This window comes from Streptomyces sp. NBC_00249 (assembly GCF_026342355.1).
Classification (GTDB): domain Bacteria; phylum Actinomycetota; class Actinomycetes; order Streptomycetales; family Streptomycetaceae; genus Streptomyces.
Genome location: NZ_JAPEMV010000002.1, coordinates 675867 through 694743 on the forward strand (window position 1 = coordinate 675867; position 18877 = coordinate 694743).

Annotated in this window: 14 protein-coding genes; 4 read left to right on the top strand and 10 right to left on the bottom strand. The window is 69.0% G+C overall.

Going from position 1 to position 18877, the window contains the following annotated elements; genetic code table 11:
• Positions 1-35: 35 nt before the first annotated feature.
• The 10 genes from OOK31_RS11895 to OOK31_RS11940 all read right to left on the bottom strand — a co-directional run bounded on the left by OOK31_RS11895 (position 36) and on the right by OOK31_RS11940 (position 14646).
• Positions 36-959 carry an ABC transporter permease gene (locus tag OOK31_RS11895; protein WP_267012405.1) on the bottom strand — a complete coding sequence of 308 codons (924 nt, stop codon included), beginning with the start codon at positions 957-959 and terminating at the stop codon, positions 36-38.
• A 30-nt stretch (positions 960-989) separates the two neighbouring features.
• Positions 990-2621, bottom strand: a complete 1632-nt coding sequence (locus OOK31_RS11900) for an ABC transporter substrate-binding protein (RefSeq protein WP_267012406.1) — start codon at positions 2619-2621, stop codon at positions 990-992.
• A gap of 106 nt (positions 2622-2727) precedes the next feature.
• Positions 2728-3666 (bottom strand): GNAT family N-acetyltransferase, encoded by a 939-nt coding sequence (locus OOK31_RS11905; RefSeq protein WP_267012407.1) that lies wholly within the window; start codon positions 3664-3666, stop codon positions 2728-2730.
• 141 nt (positions 3667-3807) lie between these two features.
• Positions 3808-4854 carry an ABC transporter ATP-binding protein gene (locus tag OOK31_RS11910; RefSeq protein WP_267012408.1) on the bottom strand — a complete coding sequence of 349 codons (1047 nt, stop codon included), beginning with the start codon at positions 4852-4854 and terminating at the stop codon, positions 3808-3810.
• Entirely contained in the window at positions 4847-5902 is a 1056-nt protein-coding gene (locus tag OOK31_RS11915; protein ID WP_267012409.1) for an ABC transporter ATP-binding protein, read from the bottom strand. Before OOK31_RS11915 ends, OOK31_RS11910 begins: the two co-directional genes overlap by 8 nt.
• 13 nt (positions 5903-5915) lie before the next feature.
• A complete protein-coding gene (locus tag OOK31_RS11920; protein ID WP_267012410.1) occupies positions 5916-6851 on the bottom strand; it encodes an ABC transporter permease in 936 nt (311 codons plus the stop codon).
• A gap of 22 nt (positions 6852-6873) precedes the next feature.
• Positions 6874-7818 carry an ABC transporter permease gene (locus OOK31_RS11925; protein WP_267012411.1) on the bottom strand — a complete coding sequence of 315 codons (945 nt, stop codon included), beginning with the start codon at positions 7816-7818 and terminating at the stop codon, positions 6874-6876.
• Between the two features lie 93 nt (positions 7819-7911).
• Positions 7912-9534, bottom strand: coding sequence for an ABC transporter substrate-binding protein (locus OOK31_RS11930; RefSeq protein WP_267012412.1), 1623 nt, complete (start codon positions 9532-9534; stop codon positions 7912-7914).
• A gap of 435 nt (positions 9535-9969) precedes the next feature.
• The gene (gene typA / locus OOK31_RS11935; RefSeq protein WP_267012413.1) at positions 9970-11874 is read right to left on the bottom strand and encodes a translational GTPase TypA; all 1905 of its coding nucleotides are present in this window, start codon (positions 11872-11874) and stop codon (positions 9970-9972) included.
• Between the two features lie 315 nt (positions 11875-12189).
• Positions 12190-14646: an ABC transporter family substrate-binding protein gene (locus OOK31_RS11940; protein ID WP_267012414.1), complete on the bottom strand. Its 2457-nt coding sequence runs from the start codon at positions 14644-14646 to the stop codon at positions 12190-12192.
• A gap of 356 nt (positions 14647-15002) precedes the next feature.
• On the opposite strand from OOK31_RS11940, the gene OOK31_RS11945 reads away from it, so the two are divergent.
• From OOK31_RS11945 to OOK31_RS11960, 4 genes are all read left to right on the top strand, one after another.
• Positions 15003-15224 (top strand): hypothetical protein, encoded by a 222-nt coding sequence (locus OOK31_RS11945; protein WP_267012415.1) that lies wholly within the window; start codon positions 15003-15005, stop codon positions 15222-15224.
• A 133-nt stretch (positions 15225-15357) separates the two neighbouring features.
• Positions 15358-16182 carry a hypothetical protein gene (locus tag OOK31_RS11950; protein WP_267012417.1) on the top strand — a complete coding sequence of 275 codons (825 nt, stop codon included), beginning with the start codon at positions 15358-15360 and terminating at the stop codon, positions 16180-16182.
• Position 16183: 1 nt separating this feature from the next.
• Positions 16184-18100 carry a fumarate reductase/succinate dehydrogenase flavoprotein subunit gene (locus tag OOK31_RS11955; RefSeq protein ID WP_267012418.1) on the top strand — a complete coding sequence of 639 codons (1917 nt, stop codon included), beginning with the start codon at positions 16184-16186 and terminating at the stop codon, positions 18098-18100.
• Positions 18097-18873 (top strand): succinate dehydrogenase/fumarate reductase iron-sulfur subunit, encoded by a 777-nt coding sequence (locus OOK31_RS11960; protein WP_267012419.1) that lies wholly within the window; start codon positions 18097-18099, stop codon positions 18871-18873. Before OOK31_RS11955 ends, OOK31_RS11960 begins: the two co-directional genes overlap by 4 nt.
• Positions 18874-18877: the final 4 nt, after the last annotated feature.

The following is an 18877-nucleotide window of genomic DNA, read 5'->3' on the forward strand; positions in this document are numbered from 1 at the left end:
GGTCGTAACCGCCGGGGCCTTCGGGGCGCTCGGGGTCAGGCATAACGGATCCTCGGGTCCAGGACCGCGTAGAGCAGGTCGACGAGCAGGTTCGCCAGCAGGAAGACGATCACGAGGATGGTCACGAAGCCGACCACGGTGGGCGAGTTGTTGCGCAGGATGCCCTGGTAGAGCTGGTAGCCGACGCCGTGGATGTTGAAGATCCGCTCGGTGACGATGGCGCCGCCCATCAGGGCCCCGATGTCGGTGCCGATGAAGGTGACGACCGGGATCAGGGAGTTGCGCAGCAGGTGGCGGGTGACGACGCGGCGGCGCGGCAGGCCCTTGGCGGTGGCGGTGCGGACGTAGTCGGCCTTGACGTTCTCGGCGATGGAGGTGCGCGAGAGGCGGGTGACGTAGGCGAGGGAGACCAGGGCGAGGACGATGCCCGGCAGGATCAGCTGGCCGAAGGGGGCGTCCGGGGAGACGGTGGGCCGCACCCAGCCCCATTTGACGCCGAAGAGGTACTGGAGCAGGTAGCCGGTGACGAAGGTGGGCACCGAGATCACGACGAGGGTCAGGACGAGCACCGAGGTGTCGACGGCCTTGCCGCGGCGCAGGCCGCTGATCACTCCGAGGGTGATGCCGACGACGACCTCGATGGCGATGGCGACGATCGTCAGGCGCAGGGTGACGGGGAAGGCGCTGGCCATCAGCTCGGTGACCGGCTGGCCGTTGAAGGCGGTGCCGAAGTCGCCCTGGAAGATCTGGCCCATGTAGTGCAGGTACTGCTTCCACAAGGGCTGGTCGAGGTAGAGGTCCTTGCGGATCCGGGCGGCGGTGGCGGGGTCGGGGGCCTTGTCGCCGAAGAGGGCCGCGACGGGGTCGCCGAGGGCGTACACCATGAAGAAGATCAGGAAGGTGCTGCCGATGAACACGGGGATCATCTGGAGCAGCCGCCGGATCACATAACGTCCCATGGACTGCTCCAGGTTCGATCCGTACGGAGGTCAGCTGACCTTGATCTGGTCGTAGACGGGGACGCTGAACTGGTTCAGGGCGACGTCCGAGATCCGCTCGGAGTGCCCGGCGCTGCCGTTCTGGTACCAGAGGGGGATCGACGGCATCTGCTCGGCGAGGATCTTCTCGGCGTCCTGGAACTTCGCGATGGCCTTGGCGGCGTCGCTCTCCTGGTTGGCCTCGTCGACGAGCTTGTCGAAGTCCGGGTTGCTGAACTTGCCGTAGTTGGAGGAGGCGCCGGTGTAGTACAGCGGCTCCAGGAAGTTCTGGATCAGCGGGTAGTCGGCCTGCCAGCCGGAGCGGAAGGGGCCGGTGAGCTTGTAGCTGCTCTGCTGGTTGCGGAAGTCCGCGAAGGTGCCGACCGGGTTGACGGTGCAGACGGGGCCCTCGCCGAGGGCGTTGTTGACGCTGTTGCAGACGGCGTCCATCCAGTCGCGGTGCGAGCCGGTGTCCACGTTCGAGGTCAGCGTGACCTTGCCGCCGGGCAGGCCGCCGGCTTCCTGGATGAGCTTCTTGGCGGCCGCGGGGTCGAACGTGCAGGCGTCCCCGCACAGGGTGGCGTTGAAGCCGCCCTTGGCGCCGAGGGCCGGGGAGGTCCAGTCCTTGGCCGGGGTGCGGGTCTCGCGGAAGATCTGCTGGGTGATCTCGTCGCGGTTGATGGCCATGGAGATGCCCCGGCGGACCTTCTCCATGCCCTCCTTGCTCCACTGCGGGTCGTACAGCGGGAAGGTGAGGGTCTGGATGATCAGGGCCGGCTGGTTGATGTACCGGTCGCCGAGGTCGTTCTTGACGTTCTTCAGCTGCTGCGCGGGGACGTCGTCGACCAGGTCGAGGTTGCCGGAGATCAGGTCGGTGTAGGCGGTGTTGTTGTCGGTGTAGACCTTGAGGTCCACGCCGCCGTTCTGCGCCTTGTCCGCGCCCGGGTAGCCGTCCCACTTGCGGAGCTTCATCGCGGTGCCCTTGGTGTACGAGTCCACCGTGTACGGGCCGTTGCCGACGGGCTTGGCGAGCCAGCCGGCGTGGTCGGTGAAGAAGGCCTTCGGCAGCGGGGAGAAGGCCTGGTAGCCGAGGGTCTCGGGCCAGGTGGAGAACTTCTCCTTCAGGGCCACCGTGAAGGTCTTGGGGTCCTTGACGACCAGTCCGGACATGGTCTTGGCCTTGGGGTCCCCGGCGGTCGGGTGGACGTCCGCGTAGCCGACGATGTGGGAGAAGAAGGGCGAGTTGTTCTGCTTGTTGCGCACGTCCGCGCCGTAGTTCCAGGCGTCGACGAAGGACTGGGCGGTGACCGGTTCGTCGTTGCTGAACTTCCAGCCGTCCTTCAGGGTGATCGTGAAGTTCTGGCTGTCGGTGGTCTCGATCTTCTCCGCGAGGAAGTTCAGGGCCTCGCCGGTCTTCGGGTCGTAGCGCTTGAGGCCCCGGAAGAGCATGTCGAGGACCTTGCCGCCCTGCACCTCGTTGGTGTTGGCGGGCTCCAGCGGGTTCTGGGGGTCGCCCCAGGAGGAGCTGACGATCCCCTCGGCACCTCCACCACCCCCGCTGTCGCTCCCGCCGCCGCAGGCCGTCGCCGCGAGGGCGACGGCCACCGCACATGCGGCCCACTTGGCGTGGGTGGCTCCGCGCATGGAGTGCCTCCTAGGATCCCAAGACTCGCTTAGGGGCCAATGTCACCCCATGGGCGGCCCGGCACACTCCTGGTTGGACCGATTGCACCCTCGCGTCCCCCGCCTGTCACCCCTGCGAGTGCAAAGGCAGCTCCCAGGTGTCGACGGCGTAGTGCAGGGCCATGCCGTGCGCCTCGTAGAGCGCGAGTGCGCCCGTTTCGTTGCGGGTGTCCACGCCCAGGCCGACGGTGTCGCGGCCGCGGGCCGCGTAGGCGGCGAAGCCGTGGCGCAGCAGGAAGCCGCCGATGCCGCGGCCGCGCTGGTCCTTGCGTACGCCGATGTGGCTGATCCAGCCCATGGGGGTGCGGTCGTCGCGGGTGAGGAGGACGGCTACGTCGCCCTGCCCGGGCAGGCTCGCGATCCAGACCAGCGACCAGTCGAGGCGGCGGGCGTCGAGGTGGTCGAGCCAGGCCTCGTACGGGCGATCGGCGTGGCCGAAGTGGGCGGCGAAGGTCTCCTCCACCAGGGCGTGGGCGCGGCGCCGGTCGGCCTCGTCGGCGGCGCAGTCGCGCAGTACGAGTCCGGCGGGCGGGGCGGGCGGGGCGGTGTCGGCGGGGCCGAGCCGGCGGGTCATCACCTGGTAGTGGCGGACGGTGCGGTAGCCGCGGCCGGTGAGGAGGGAGAGGTCGAGGGTGGGCTTCACGTTGAGCTGGAGCCGCAGCTGGGCGGGCGCGTCCCCGGCGGCCAGCTCGCGGGCGCGGGCCTCCATGAGCTCCAGCAGCCGCAGTGCCGCTTCGGGGTGGCCGGGCAGCACGTAGTGGTCGCCGTCGACGCGGCCGGGGCCGGAGTCGGCCCACACCAGGGCGTAGGCGACGAGCCGGCCGCCTTGGAAGGCGAGCCAGGAATCGGTGGCCAGGTCGACGTCGGGGTGGTTGAGGTCGGCCTCGACGGTGCCGAGGTCCGTCTCGGGTCTGCCGATCTCGATGACGTCGACGGCGTTGAGGAGGGCGCAGATGTCGGAGGCGTCCCCGGGGCCGGCGGGCCGGACGGTCAGCGTGTCGGTCATCCGCCCACTGTCTGCCTTCGCGGAGGGCGGCCGCAACCGACTTTGGGTTCCCGGGCCCGCGCCGGGCCCGGGAACGCGCCAGGGCGCCCTGGACCGGACGGATCCGGTCCAGGGCGCCCTGGGACGCTCACGCGGGGGAGGTCAGACGGCCAGGATGGCCTTCTCCTCCGCGAAGTGGCAGGCCGACTCGTGCGCGGCCGGGGTGTTCACACCCTGGAAGCGGGTCGGGATCGCGAGCAGCGGCTCCTCCGTGGAGCACTTCTCCTCGGCCTTCCAGCAGCGGGTGCGGAAGCGGCAGCCCGACGGCGGGTTGGCCGGGGAGGGGACGTCTCCGGTGAGGATGATCCGCTCGCGGCCCTCGCGGGCCTCCGGGTCCGGCACGGGCACGGCGGAGAGCAGTGCCTGCGTGTACGGGTGGGTGGGGTGCTCGTAGATCTCGGCGTCGGAGCCGATCTCGGCCATCTTGCCCAGGTACATGACGCCCACGCGGTCCGAGATGTGCCGGACGATCGAGAGGTCGTGCGCGATGAACACGTAGGACAGGTTGAACTCGTCCTGGAGCTTGCCCATCAGGTTGATGACCTGCGCCTGCACCGACACGTCGAGCGCGGAGACCGGCTCGTCGCAGATGATGATCTCGGGCTGGAGGGCCAGGCCGCGGGCGATGCCGATGCGCTGGCGCTGACCGCCGGAGAACTGGTGCGGGTAGCGGTTGATGTACTCGGGGTTCAGGCCCACGACGTCCAGGAGCTCCTGGACCTTGCGCCGGCGGTCGCCCTTGGGAGCCACCTCGGGGTGGATCTCGAAGGGCTCGCCGATGATGTCGCCGACCGTCATGCGCGGGTTCAGCGAGGTGTACGGGTCCTGGAACACCATCTGGATGTTGCGGCGGACGGCCTTGAGGGCCTTGCCGGACAGCCGGGTGATGTCCTGGCCCTTGTAGAAGACCTCGCCGGCGGTGGCCCGCTCCAGGCTCATCAGCAGCTTGGCGACGGTGGACTTGCCGCAGCCGGACTCGCCGACGATGCCGAGGGTCTCGCCCTGGTAGAGGTCGAAGGAGACCCCGTCCACGGCCTTGACCGCGCCGACCTGCTTCTTGAACAGGATTCCCTGGGTCAGCGGGAAGTGCTTGACCAGGTTGCGCACCTGGAGGATCGGCTCGCCCTTGGGCTTGGTGAGCTCAGCCATGGATCTGCTCCTTCCAGAAGTGGCACGCGCTGCCGCGGCCGGGCAGCTCGGTGCCGTCCTGCTCGGTCACCTGGTGCAGGACGGGCACGTCCGTGCGGCAGATGTCCTGGGCCTTGGGGCAGCGCGGGTTGAAGGCGCAGCCCGAGGGGATGTTGAGCAGGTTGGGCGGCAGGCCCTTGATCGCGTAGAGCTCCTGGCCCTTCTGGTCCAGGCGCGGGATCGAGTCGAGCAGGCCGCGCGTGTACGGGTGCGCCGGGCGCTTGTAGATCTCGTGGACCGGGGCGTTCTCGACGATCCGGCCGCCGTACATGACGGCGATCTTGTCCGCGACGTCGGCGACGACGCCGAGGTCGTGGGTGATCAGGATGAGGCCCATGTTCATCTCGCGCTGGAGCTCCGCGAGCAGGTCCATGACCTGGGCCTGGACCGTCACGTCGAGAGCCGTGGTGGGCTCGTCGGCGATGATCAGCTCGGGCTCCAGGGCCATCGCCATGGCGATCATGATGCGCTGGCGCATACCGCCGGAGAACTGGTGCGGGTAGTCACCCACGCGCGCCTTGGCGGCGGGGATCTTCACCCGGTCCATGAGCTCGACGGCCTTGGCCGTGGAGTCCTTCTTGGACATCCCGCGGTGGACGCGGAACATCTCGCCGAGCTGGGCGCCGACGGTGTGCACCGGGTTCAGCGAGGACAGCGCGTCCTGGAAGATCATGGCGATCTTCTGGCCGCGGATCTTGCGGAAGTCCTCGGCCGGGAGCTTGAGCAGGTCCTGGCCCTGGAAGAGGATCTCGCCGTGCGGGATCTTGCCGGGCGGCATGTCGAGGATGCCCATGATGGCCTGCGCCGTCACGGACTTGCCCGAGCCGGACTCGCCGAGGACGGCGAGGGTCTCGCCGGCGTTCACCGAGTACGAGACGCCGTTGACGGCCTTGGCGACACCGTCGCGGGTGTGGAACTCGACGTGCAGGTCGCGCACTTCGAGCAGGGGGGTCCCCTCCGGCGCCGAGCGGGGCGCGGGGACGTTCGAGGTCTTGTCGATGATGGTCAACGTACGCCCTTCCTCAGCGCAGCTTCGGGTCGAGGGCGTCGCGCACCGCGTCGCCGACCATGATGAACGCGAGCACGGTGACGCTCAGCGCGGCGGCCGGGAAGAGGAGCACGTGCGGCGCCTGGAGCCAGCGGACGGAAGCGTCGCTGACCATCAGGCCCCAGGAAATGCCGGGCGGCTGGACGCCGATGCCGAGGTAGGACAGCGCCGCCTCCGCACCGATGTACACACCGAGGCTGATCGCACCGACCACGATGACGGGGGCGATGGCGTTCGGCAGGATGTGCCGCATGGTGATGCGCAGGGTGCCGGCGCCGAGGGCACGGGCGGCCACCACGTAGTCGTTGTTCTTGTTCTGCAGCACCGAGGACCGCATGATGCGGAAGATCTGCGGCCAGCCGAGGGTGGCGAGCACGACGGAGACCGTCCATGCGTTGCCCTTGCCCAGGCCGGACATGATCAGCATGCCGCCGAGGAGCAGCGGGATGGCGAAGAAGATCTCGGTGAAGCGGGACAGGATGCTGTCGACGAAGCCGCCGATCCAGCCGGCGATCAGGCCGAGCGCACCGCCGACGACGAGCACCAGGGTGGTGGTGACGACACCGACGATGATCGAGTTGCGGGCGGCCCACACGGTTCGCGTGTAGACGTCGCAGCCCTGGACGTCGAAGCCGAACCAGTTGTCGGCGCTGGGCTTCTTGAGGGAGTCCTCGAGCTTGCAGGCGCCCGCGTCGAAGGGGCTGCCGGGGGTGAACCACTGGGGCACCACGGACAGCACGACCAGGAAGAGGACCAGCGCGGCGCCGATCAGGAAGATGGGGTTGCGACGGAGGTCGGAGACGGCGTCGGACCAGAGGCTGGCCTCGCGCTCCTTCTTCGGCTTCTTGTCGGAGCCCTGGGTGACCTGTCCGCTCGCGGAGGGAGCTCCGGCGGTCTGGGTGTCGGTCAACTCATCCCCCACCGTAGTTGTGTCACGCATAGCGGATCCTCGGGTCGAGCACGGCGTACAGCATGTCCACGATCAGGTTCGCGACGAGATACACGATGATCAGGAGCGAGACGACGCCCACGATCACGGTGCCTTCCTTGCGGTAGACCGACTCGGCCAGCAGGCCGCCGATCCCGTGGATGTTGAAGATCTTCTCCGTGATGACCGCGCCACCCATGAGGGAGCCGAGGTCGGCGCCGAGGAAGGTGACGATCGGGATCAGCGCGTTGCGCAGCGCGTGGCGTCCGACGACACGGCGGCGGGGCAGGCCCTTCGCGGTGGCGGTGCGGACGTAGTCGGCGCGCATCGTCTCCATCAGGCTGGTACGGGTCAGTCGTGCCACGTACGCCAGTGAGGTCGAGGCGAGCACCAGCGCCGGGAGGAGGTAGGCGCGGATGCCGTCGTTGTCGTTGAAGGAGACGGGGAAGAAGTCGATGCCCCAGCTGTTCTTCAACTGCACGCCGAGCGTCAGCTGGAGGATGAAGCCGCTGACGAAGACCGGGATGGAGATGACCAGCAGCGTGGAGAGCAGCACCAGCTGGTCGAGGAACTTGCCGCGGCGCAGGGCGGCCATGATGCCGGCGAGTACACCGACGACGGCCTCGATGAGGAAGGCGACGATCGCCAGGTTCATCGTGTACGGGAAGGCTTCGGTGATCTTGTCCCAGACGGAGCGGCCGGTGAGGGTCTCACCGAAGTTCCCCTGGAACAGGTTGGTGATGTAGTTCCAGTACTGCGCCAGGAACGAGTCGTCGAGGTGGTACTTCTCGCGAAGCATCGCCGCGACGAGCGGGTCCGCCTTCTTCTCTCCGGCCAGTGCCTGAATCGGGTCACCGGGGAGCTTGAAGGACAGGAAATAGATGAGGAACGTGGCACCGATCAGAACAGGGATCGCCTGTATGAGTCGGCGGATGAGGTAGCGGCCCATCAGACCTCCAGCAAGAACAGGGGGAAAGGGCAGGCAGGCGGAAACCTGCTTCCGCCTGCCCGCCCCCGGGATTCCCCTAAGTGAAGAGGGGTGTTAGTTGAGCTCGACGTTCGCCAGGTCCATGCGGCCCTGGGCGTCGACCTCGACGTTCTTCACGGACTTGGAGTAGGCCGAAGAAGACATGTACGTGAACACCGGGATGTACGGAAGGTCCTTGATGATGATGTCATCGGCCTTCTGGTACAGCTTCAGACCCTCGGCGGCGTCGGTGGCCCTGTCGGCCTCCGCCATGGTCTTCTCGAACTCTTCGTTCTTGTAGTGGCCGTAGTTGGAGCCGTTGTCGATCGCGACCTTCGAGAAGATCGGACGCAGGTAGTTCTCGGCGGCCGGGTAGTCCATGGACCACGCCATACGGAACGCGCCCTTGTACTTCGAGGCGCCCAGGTCGTCGAGCAGCTCACCGAACTTGGCGTACGGCTTGGTGGTGACCTCGAGGCCGAGGTTCGTCTTCAGCTGGTTCGCGACGGCCTCGATCCACTCCTTGTGGCCGCCGTCGGCGTTGTAGCCGAGCTCCAGCTTGCCGCCGGGGACGCCGCCCGCCTTCTCCAGGAGCTCCTTGGCCTTGGCCGGGTTGTACTGCCCGAACTCGCCGAGGGCGCCCTTGCGGTAGCCCGGGATGATCGGGCTGATGAAGTCGTCGGCCGGCTTGCGGGAGCCGTTGAAGATGGTCTTCGTGATGGCGTCCCGGTCGATGGCCATGGAGATGGCCTGACGGACCTCCAGCTTGCCGAACGTCTCGGGGTTCTGCTCCAGCGGCAGGCCGAGGTAGCCGACACCCGACTCGGGCTTGTAGATGTAGCGGTCGCCGAACTCCTGGGAGACGGTGGCCATCGCCGAGATCGGGAGCTTGTCGACGATCTGGATGTTGTCCGAGCGCAGGTCGTTGTACGCCGTGTCCAGGTTGTCGTAGATCTTGAAGGTGACGCCCGCGAGCTTGGCGCGACCCTCAGCGGGGAACTTGTCATACCGCTTGATCTTGATCTGCTTGTTGTGGTCCCAGGCGCCGTCCATCTGGAAGGGGCCGTTACCGATGGGGGCCTCGCCGAACTTCTTCGAGCCCTGGGTCTCGAAGGCCTTCGGCAGCGGGTAGAAGGCGTTGTAGCCCAGCATGGTCTTGAACTGGGAGAACGGCTCCTTCAGCGAAACGGTGAAGGTGCGCTCGTCAACGACCTTGAGGCCCTTGAGCTCCTTGGCCGTGGGCTTCTTGTCCTTGCCCGGGGCGAGCTCCTCGGAGCCCTCGATCTTGGCGAAGAACGGCATGCCCTCGGCCGCGTTCTCCTGGTTGGCGCCCCAGTTCCAGGCACGGACGAAGGACTGGGCGTCCAGCTTCTCACCGTTGTGGAAGGTGTAGCCGTCCTTGACCTTGATGGTCCAGGTCTTGGAGTCCGTGGTCTCGATGGACTCGGCGGCCGCCAGCTTCGGCTCGTTGGTCTTGTTGTCGTACTCGACCAGACCGGTGAAGAGGGCGTTCAGGACCTCGGCACCCTCGGACTCGGCCGTGTTCTGGCCGATCAGGCCGTGCTGCGGCTCGCCGAGCACCACCGTGATCTTGCCGCCACCGGCCTTCGCGTCGTCACCACCGGTGCTGCAAGCCGTGGCAGCCATCGCCACGATGACCGCACCCGCGACCCACTTGGCGCTCGTTGCTCCGCGCATGGGTATTTGCCTCCTCAGGAGTCACTGTCGATTCGTGAAGGACCCGGTTCCCGCTGACACCCCTGACAGCGAAATCCGGTCCCATCGTGTGTGCTCGTGAGTCGACGCTCCCCACAGCGTGTGACCCATTGACCCGAGCTCAATGGAGCCATCCTCAGGGACACCCAGACCGTAAACCACACTTAAGTGGTCTCGTTTTCACAACATCACCGCATGGCGAAAACCCGATATCCGGACAAACGGATAGGAGACAGACACGTGCGAAACGGACGGTTAGCTCACCTTCCGGAGTGTCACGGTCGGTATGCGGACACCAGAACCCTTAAATCCGGTTGACAAAAGCGAACAGCCCCTCCTCACACCGGGCAGGTGGGGGGAAGGGCTGTTTTCGGACGCACGACCGTCAGCCAGTCGTCACGCGCGAACGCTCAAGGACTACTTGCCGGACTTGGCGCGCGAAGCGGTGCGCGAGCGCTCCTTCTGGTCCAGGACGACCTTGCGAATGCGCACGGCCTCCGGGGTGACCTCGACGCACTCGTCGTCGCGGCAGAACTCCAGGGACTGCTCCAGGGAGAGCTTGCGCGGCGGCACCACGTTCTCGGTGTTGTCCGCGGAAGCCGCACGCATGTTGGTGAGCTTCTTCTCCTTGGTGATGTTCACGTCCATGTCGTCGGAGCGCGAGTTCTCGCCGACGATCATGCCCTCGTACACCTCGGTGCCGGGCTCGGTGAACAGGACACCGCGCTCCTGCAGGTTGATCATCGCGAACGGCGTGACCGAACCCGCGCGGTCCGCGACCAGCGAACCGTTGTTGCGGGTGACCAGCTGGCCGAACCACGGCTCGTGGCCCTCGTGGATCGAGTGGGCGATACCGGTACCGCGGGTGTTCGTCAGGAACTCCGTACGGAAGCCGATCAGACCACGGGACGGGACGACGAACTCCATGCGGACCCAGCCGGAGCCGTGGTTCGACATGTTGTCCATGCGGCCCTTGCGGATGCCCATGAGCTGCGTGACCGCACCCATGTGCTCCTCGGGGACGTCGACCGTCAGGCGCTCGACCGGCTCGTGCGTCTTGCCGTCGATCTCCTGCGTGACCACCTGCGGCTTGCCGATGGTCAGCTCGAAGCCCTCGCGGCGCATCTGCTCGACCAGGATGGCGAGCGCGAGCTCACCACGGCCCTGGACCTCCCAGGCGTCCGGGCGCTCGGTGTCGAGCACGCGGAGCGAGACGTTACCGACCAGCTCGCGGTCCAGACGGTCCTTGACCTGGCGGGCGGTGACCTTGCGGTCCTTGACCGCGGACTTGGCGTCCGCGCCCTTGCCGCTGCCGCCGCGGCCGACCATCGGGGAGGTGTTCGTACCGATGGTCATGGAGATCGCCGGCTCGTCCACCGAGATCAGCGGCAGGGCGATCGGGTTCTCCGGGTCGGCCAGGGTCTCGCCGATCATGATGTCGGGGAAACCGGCGACCGCGCAGATGTCACCCGGGCCCGCCACCTCGGCCGGCTTGCGGGTGAGCGCCTCGGTCATCATCAGCTCGGTGATGCGGACGTTCGACATGGTGCCGTCACGCTTGATCCACGCGACGGTCTGGCCCTTGCGCAGCTCGCCCTGCTCGACGCGGACCAGGGCGATACGGCCCAGGAAGTTGTCGGCGTCCAGGTTGGTGACGTGGGCCTGGAGGGGGGCCTCCTCGTCGTACACCGGGGCGGGGACGTGCTCCAGGATGGTGGAGAAGAACGGCTCCAGGCTGTCGCTGTCCGCGGGGACGGTGCCGTCCTCGGGCTTGGTCAGCGAGGCCACGCCGTCACGGCCGCAGGCGTAGACGATCGGGAACTCGATCTGGTCCTCGTCCGCGTCCAGGTCCAGGAAGAGGTCGTACGTCTCGTTGACGACCTCGTCGATCCGGGAGTCCGGGCGGTCGGTCTTGTTGATGCAGAGGATGACCGGCATCTTCGCCTGCAGGGCCTTGCGCAGGACGAAGCGGGTCTGGGGCAGCGGACCCTCGGAGGCGTCCACCAGCAGAACGACGGCGTCCACCATCGACAGACCGCGCTCGACCTCACCACCGAAGTCGGCGTGGCCGGGGGTGTCGATGATGTTGATCGTGATGGGCGCCCCGCCGTCCTTGGGGTGGTACTTCACCGCCGTGTTCTTGGCGAGGATCGTGATGCCCTTCTCACGCTCCAGGTCGTTCGAGTCCATCATGCGGTCGTCGAGGTGCTGGTGGGCGGCGAAGGCACCGGCCTGCTTGAGCATGGCATCGACGATGGTCGTCTTGCCATGGTCGACGTGGGCGACGATGGCGACGTTACGGATGTCGTGGCGCGTGGGCACTTCGGCGCTTCTCCCGGGATCGTGGATGGCGACGCGTACGGTCCGGCACGCGCGCCTCGACCGGGCGGAAAACCTGCCACGGCCTTACCCCATCGTACGTCGGCTGGCGGGAACCGCCTGCCGGGGGGTCTGTCAAGAGGCCGGACGACTGAGCGGAGCCGGGTTTCGGGGTGGGGGGCCCGGCTGTGGGTGGAGCCTGTGTTCATGCGGGTCAACGGGTATGCACGACCTTGCCCGCCGGGTCTGCGGCGGGCAAGGGACTTGAGTCACTTCTGAGCTTGTGACCCGTGGGTCAACCTGTCTGGCACCTGTTTGTCACTGCTTCTTCTTGTCCTTGGCTTCTGCGGGCTTCTTCCATCCGATGTCCTGGTACCTGGGGGCTCCCAGGCCGAAGGCACCCGCGTTGGCCAGGCCCGGCTTGGCGGCCACCAGCTCGGGACGCTGGTAGAGCGGTACGGAGCCGGCCGCCGCCCAGATCCGGGCGTCCGCCTTGCGCATCAGCTCGCGGGACTGCTCCTCGTCCAGCTCGCCCAGCGCCTGGTCGAACAGCTGGTCGATGTGGTCCGTGCCGACCCGGGTGTAGTTCTGTTCGACGAGCAGCGAGCCGTCGGCGGCCGGCTCCGGCTTGGCGAAGATCGGCCGGGCGTCGGTGGCCGGGTAGGCCGTCGCCGGCCAGGAGTACAGGGCCAGGTCGTACTGGCCCGAGGCGATGTGGTCCTTGAAGAAGCTCTCGTCCGGGACCTTCTTCAGCTCCGTCGTGACGCCGACCTTCTGGAGCATCTGGGAGATCCGCTCGCCCACCGCGCGCAGCGCCTCGGAACCGGGGCCCGACGGCAGGACGAAGCGCAGGGTCAGCGGCTTGCCGTCCTTGGCGAGCATGGCGCCCGAGGTGCGCGCGGCCTGCTTGGCCGGGCCGGCGGGCGCCGGGCTGGCGGGCGCCGGGCTGGCCTTGGCGGGCTCCTTGGCGGGCTCCTTGGCGTCGGCGCCCTCCTCGGCGCCCCCGGCCTCGGTGACCGGACCCCGCTTGCCGTCGTCGACGGTCCGGGCCTGCGTCAGCAGGACCTGCTCCTGCTCGGCGGCCAGGGAGGCCGGGGCCAGCGCCGGGGAGGGCTGCTCCGGGCGGGCGCCCGGGGCGAAGGCGTCGGCGTCGACGATCTCCCCGTCGAACTCGTCCGGGACCCCTCGGGTGAGGCCAGCGGGGGCGCCGGGGGCCGCGGGGGCGCCGGGGTGGCCCGGGCGGGCCTTGCGGGCCGGCAGGTTCGCGGTCGCGGACCGCAGCTCACCGTTGCGGCCGTCGTCCTGGCCCACGATGTACAGGCCGTCGTTGCCGGTGCCCGGGCCCGCCGCCGGCTGGGACGCCGGGGTCTTGGAGTCGTCCGAGGCCGCCCCCTCCGCGCTCTGCGCGCCCGCCTTGGCCCCGGCCGGCTCGCTGAGCTTGCCGCCCTTGCGCCAGCCGGCGTCCGCCAGCAGGGCCTGGGCCGCCTGGGTGTCCTGGCCGCCCAGCGCGTCGCTGTTGTCCATGTACGCCGGCTGCCCGGCCAGCGCCAGGTGGCTGCCGACCGGCTTCGCCGGCAGGCCCAGGGGCTTCAGTACGATCTCGGCCAGCGCCTTGCGGTCCAGGGCGCGGGCCACCGCCCGCCGGACCCGCTCGTCGGACAGCGGGCCGGAGGCCCCGTTCAGGGCGAGCTGCGTGTAGGCGGGCTCCAGCGACCTGCGGACCGTGAAACCGCGCAGGGCCGCCTGCTCGTCGGCGTACTTCTTCACCGCCTCGGCGTTCTTGCGGCGGCTCTCCTGCTCCTCCACCGCCTTGGCCTCGTCCGCGCCGTGGGCCAGCGCCCAGGACAGGGTGGCCTGGGCGGGCGTCAGCGAGGCGCCCGGGCCGTGGGAGCCGTCGGTCTTGCCGGCGTTGCGGTGCGCGAGAGAGATCCGGTCCACGCCCGCGCGGTCGACCTCGGCCAGGTCGACCTTCCCGGCGGCCAGCGCGGCCGGGCGGCCGGCCCGGGGCACCGCCGTCAGGACGAGGGTGTCGAGCTTGGCGGGCGAACCCCACCAGCGCGGGTTGCGGGTCAGGGCCGCCGTACCGGTCTTCTTGTCGACGGCCCCGAGGCCGAAGGGACCGGCGGTGACCTTGAGGGTGCCGCGGGCGCCCTCGTTGAAGGCGTCCGGGGTGCCGGTGACCTGCTTGGGGTAGAGCGGGCTGAACAGGGAGCGCCAGTCCGTGTACGGCTTGTTGAAGGTGACCTTGACCTCCAGGTCGGTCTTGCCCTTCTCGATCTTCTCGATGCGGTCGTAGCCGGCGTTGCGGGCCGTCCAGTACGCCGAGTCCTTGCCGTTCAGGGCCCGCCACTGGGCCACGAAGTCGGCGGCGCCGATCTCCCGGCCGTCGCTCCACACCGCCTGCTGGTTGAGCTTGTACAGCACGACCTGCTTGGGCTCGCGCTCGACGACCTCGGCCTTCTCCAGGTAGTCGGGATTGGCCACCGGCCGCCCCTTCGCGTCCAGCGTGAACAGCTGCGGCAGCACCGCTCCCACGATGCGGGAGGTGGTGGCGTCGGCATCGGCCTGGAAGGTGTTCAGGGTCTCCGGGAGGGTGTCCACGGCCCAGCGCAGCACGCCGCCGTCGGCGACCCGGTCGCGGGCCGTCGTCGCGATGTCCTGGCCGGCCGCTACGGGCCCGCCCTCGTCCTCGCCCGCCCCGCATCCCGCGAGGAGCGGCAGCGCAAGGACTCCCGAGGTGAGGAGCGCCAAGGACCTGCGCGTTCTCTGGGTCATGGGTGGTACCTCCGGGGCGGGGCGTGGGGGCCGTGAAAGCGGGGTCTTGATCACGTTCGGCGGTATATGGAGCTGATCACACCGGTGTCGAAACCCACTGAAATCGACGGCCCCCCGGCTGCTACGGACCGGACCCTCGCCACGCCGCGAAGCCCACCCGTGCGGACCAATCCCGCTTGCGTCCGGGAAGGCGTTCCCCCGGACGAGGGACGAAAATGGGGGCAGGGAGGGGGCGCACGGTTTGCGCCTGCGCGCCCGGAATCGCTGCACGTCCCTTCACAAGCGGGGACGTGAGGCGCGACACTCGCAGGCGCCCGTGAGCATGGCCACCGCACCCGCGGAAGTGAGGGCACATCATGTCCCTGCAAGATGATCTGACCGCCGTACGACGCAACCTCAACGAGCTGGTCCGCTCGGTGGAACGGCTGGAGAAGGACGTCGCCCGGCAGGCGCCGGCCGCCCCCAGGCCCCCCGGCCAGGGCGGGATGGTCACCGTCCCGGACACCCCGTACGACAGCACCCTGTGGACGGACTCCGACGACGAGGGCCTCGGCGCCCGCGACCGCCGCGCCCCCTAGCCCGTCCGGGCCCCAGCCCGTCCGGGCCCGCCCCGCGCGGGCCGTTCCCGTACCGCGCCCACCCCATCTGGCCCGGCCGCACCCGCGGCCGGGCCTCCTGGGCCACCCCTCATCACTCCACCCGGAGTTCCCCTTGGCCACAGGCACGGAACCACACCCACAGCGGCCCGGAGGCGTCCACGGCCCCTCCCGGGCCGCCATCGCGGCCCGGCACCTGCGGACCGACCGGTGGTGGCTGTCGCCCGCCGCCACCGCGGCCGGACTGCTCGCCTTCATCGTCTACTCGACCTGGCGGGCCTTCGCCAACGCCGACTACTACGCGGCCCCGTACGTCTCGCCCTTCTACTCCCCCTGCCTGGCGGAGAACTGCGAGACGATGCGCGGCGGCCCCAACCTCGACCTCTTCGGCAGCTGGTGGGGCCTGTCCCCCGCCCTGCTGATCCTGGTCTTCCCGCTCGGCTTCCGGCTGACCTGCTACTACTACCGCAAGGCCTACTACCGGGGCTTCTGGGCCTCCCCGCCCGCCTGCGCCGTGGCCGAGCCGCACGCCTCGTACACCGGCGAGACCCGCTTCCCGCTGATCCTCCAGAACCTGCACCGCTACTTCTTCTACGCGGCGGTGCCGGTCGCGGGCATCCTCACGTACGACACCGCGCTGACCTTCCGCGACGCGCACTACGCGTGGGGCCACATGGGCCTCGGCACGCTGATCTTCCTGGCGAACATCGTGCTGATCTGGGCCTACACCCTGTCCTGCCACTCCTGCCGGCACATCATGGGCGGCCGCCTCAGGCACTTCTCCAAGCACCCGGTGCGCTACCGCCTGTGGGGCTGGGTCAGCCGCCTCAACGCCCGCCACATGCAGCTCGCGTGGGCCTCCCTGATCAGCGTGGCCGCCTGCGACTTCTACGTGTACCTCCTGGCCACCGGCACCTTCACCGACCCGAGGATCTTCTGACATGGCACAGGTGGAACGGCAGCGGTGGGACGTCGTCGTGGTGGGGGCCGGGGGTGCCGGGCTGCGGGCCGCGATCGAGGCCCGGGAGCGGGGGGCCCGGACGGCCGTGATCTGCAAGTCCCTCTTCGGCAAGGCCCACACGGTGATGGCGGAGGGCGGGATCGCCGCCTCCATGGGCAACGTCAACAGCCACGACAGCTGGCAGGTGCACTTCCGCGACACGATGCGCGGGGGCAAGTTCCTCAACCAGTGGCGGATGGCCGAGCTGCACGCGAAGGAGGCGCCGGACCGGGTCTGGGAGCTGGAGACCTGGGGCGCGCTCTTCGACCGGACGCCCGACGGGCGGATCTCGCAGCGCAACTTCGGCGGGCACGAGTACCCGCGCCTCGCGCACGTCGGCGACCGGACCGGGCTGGAGCTGATCCGTACCCTCCAGCAGAAGATCGTCCAGCTCCAGCAGGAGGACTTCAAGGAGTACGGGGACCACGAGGCCCGGCTCAAGGTCTTCCAGGAGTGCACCGTGACCAGGGTTTTGAAAGACCGCAGTCTGAAGGACGGGGAGCGGGTCGCCGGGACGTTCTGCTACGAGCGGGAGTCCGGGCGGTTCTTCGTCCTGGAGGCCCCCGCGGTGGTGCTCGCGACCGGCGGGATCGGGAAGTCGTTCAAGACCACCTCCAACTCCTGGGAGTACACCGGCGACGGGCACGCGCTGGCCCTGCTGGCCGGGGCGCCGCTGCTGAACATGGAGTTCGTGCAGTTCCATCCGACGGGCATGGTCTGGCCGCCCTCGGTGAAGGGCATCCTCGTCACCGAGTCGGTGCGCGGCGACGGCGGGGTGCTGCGCAACAGCGAGGGCAAGCGGTTCATGTTCGACTACGTCCCGGACGTCTTCAAGGAGAAGTACGCCGAGTCGGAGGAGGAGGGCGACCGCTGGTACGAGGACCCGGACCACAACCGGCGTCCGCCCGAGCTGCTGCCGCGCGACGAGGTGGCGCGGGCCATCAACTCCGAGGTCAAGGCGGGCCGCGGCACCCCGCACGGCGGGGTGTTCCTGGACGTGTCCACGCGGATGCCGGCCGAGAAGATCAAGCGGCGGCTGCCCTCGATGTACCACCAGTTCAAGGAGCTGGCGGACGTGGACATCACCGCCGAGCCGATGGAGGTCGGGCCGACCTGCCACTACGTGATGGGCGGGATCGCGGTCGACTCCGAGACCGCCGCCACCGTCGGCGTGCCGGGGCTGTTCGCGGCCGGTGAGGTGGCGGGCGGGATGCACGGCTCGAACCGGCTCGGCGGGAATTCCCTGTCCGACCTGCTGGTGTTCGGGCGGCGGGCCGGTCTGCACGCGGCCGAGTACGCCGCCTCCCCCGCGGGGCGCCCGGCCGTCTCCCAGGCGGAGGTCGACGCGGCCGCCACCGAGGCGCTGGCCCCCTTCCACGCGCAGGAGGGCGCGGAGAACCCGTACACGCTCCACCAGGAGCTCCAGACCACGATGAACGACCTGGTCGGGATCATCCGCCGGGAGGCGGAGATGGCCCAGGCGCTGGAGAGGCTGGCGGGACTGCGCGTACGGGCGGCCCGGGCCGGGGTCGAGGGACACCGGCAGTTCAACCCGGGCTGGCACCTGGCGCTGGACCTGCGCAACATGCTGCTGGTCAGCGAGTGCGTGGCCCGCGCGGCCCTGGAGCGCACCGAGTCCCGGGGCGGGCACACCCGGGAGGACTGTCCGGCGATGGAGCGGGAGTGGCGGCCGGTGAACCTGCTGTGCCGGCCGGTGGACCCGGCCCCGGCCGATCCGGCGGCCGACCGGATCGCCCTCGTCCGGACCAGGACCGAACCCGTCCGCCCCGACCTGCTCGCGCTGTTCGAGAAGGACGAGCTGGCCAAGTACCTCGCCGAAGAGGAGCTGTACGAGTGACTGCTTACGATGCCGCCTTCCGGGTCTGGCGCGGTGACGCGGAGGGCGGGGAGCTGCGGGACTTCACGGTCGAGGTGCACGACGGCGAGGTGGTCCTGGACATCGTGCACCGGATCCAGGCCACCCAGGCGTCGGACCTCGCGGTGCGCTGGAACTGCAAGGCGGGCAAGTGCGGTTCGTGCAGTGCGGAGGTCAACGGGCGGCCGCGGCTGATGTGCATGACGCGGATGTCGACCTTCGCGCGGGACGAGACGGTGACGATCACCCCGCTGCGGGCCTTCCCGGTGGTCCGGGACCTGGTCACGGACGTGTCCTTCAACTACGCGAAGGCGCGGGAGGTGCCGGCCTTCGTGCCGCCGGAGGGGGTGGGGCCGGGCGAGTACCGGATGGCGCAGGTGGACGTGGAGCGCTCGCAGGAGTTCCGCAAGTGCATCGAGTGCTTCCTGTGCCAGGACACCTGTCATGTGGTGCGTGACCACGAGGAGAACAAGGCCGCCTTCGCCGGGCCGCGTTTCCTGATGCGGGTCGCGGAGCTGGACATGCACCCGCTGGACGCGGCCGCGGAGGCGGGTCTGGACCGCAAGCGGGCGGCCCAGGAGGAGCACGGTCTGGGCTACTGCAACATCACCAAGTGCTGTACGGAGGTCTGCCCCGAGGGGATCAAGATCACCGACAACGCGCTGATCCCGCTGAAGGAGCGGGCCGTGGACCGCAAGTACGACCCGCTGGTGTGGCTGGGCAACAAGATCCTGCGGCGGCCGGATCTCCGGTAGGAAC

Coding starts and splice junctions, on each gene's coding strand:
- OOK31_RS11945 (WP_267012415.1), top strand. CDS start 15,003: ATGTCCCTGCAAGATGATCTGACCGCCGTACGACGCAACCTCAACGAG.
- OOK31_RS11955 (WP_267012418.1), top strand. CDS start 16,184: ATGGCACAGGTGGAACGGCAGCGGTGGGACGTCGTCGTGGTGGGGGCC.
- OOK31_RS11905 (WP_267012407.1), bottom strand. CDS start 3,666: ATGACCGACACGCTGACCGTCCGGCCCGCCGGCCCCGGGGACGCCTCC.
- OOK31_RS11930 (WP_267012412.1), bottom strand. CDS start 9,534: ATGCGCGGAGCAACGAGCGCCAAGTGGGTCGCGGGTGCGGTCATCGTG.
- OOK31_RS11900 (WP_267012406.1), bottom strand. CDS start 2,621: ATGCGCGGAGCCACCCACGCCAAGTGGGCCGCATGTGCGGTGGCCGTC.
- OOK31_RS11910 (WP_267012408.1), bottom strand. CDS start 4,854: ATGGCTGAGCTCACCAAGCCCAAGGGCGAGCCGATCCTCCAGGTGCGC.
- OOK31_RS11940 (WP_267012414.1), bottom strand. CDS start 14,646: ATGACCCAGAGAACGCGCAGGTCCTTGGCGCTCCTCACCTCGGGAGTC.
- OOK31_RS11925 (WP_267012411.1), bottom strand. CDS start 7,818: ATGGGCCGCTACCTCATCCGCCGACTCATACAGGCGATCCCTGTTCTG.
- OOK31_RS11895 (WP_267012405.1), bottom strand. CDS start 959: ATGGGACGTTATGTGATCCGGCGGCTGCTCCAGATGATCCCCGTGTTC.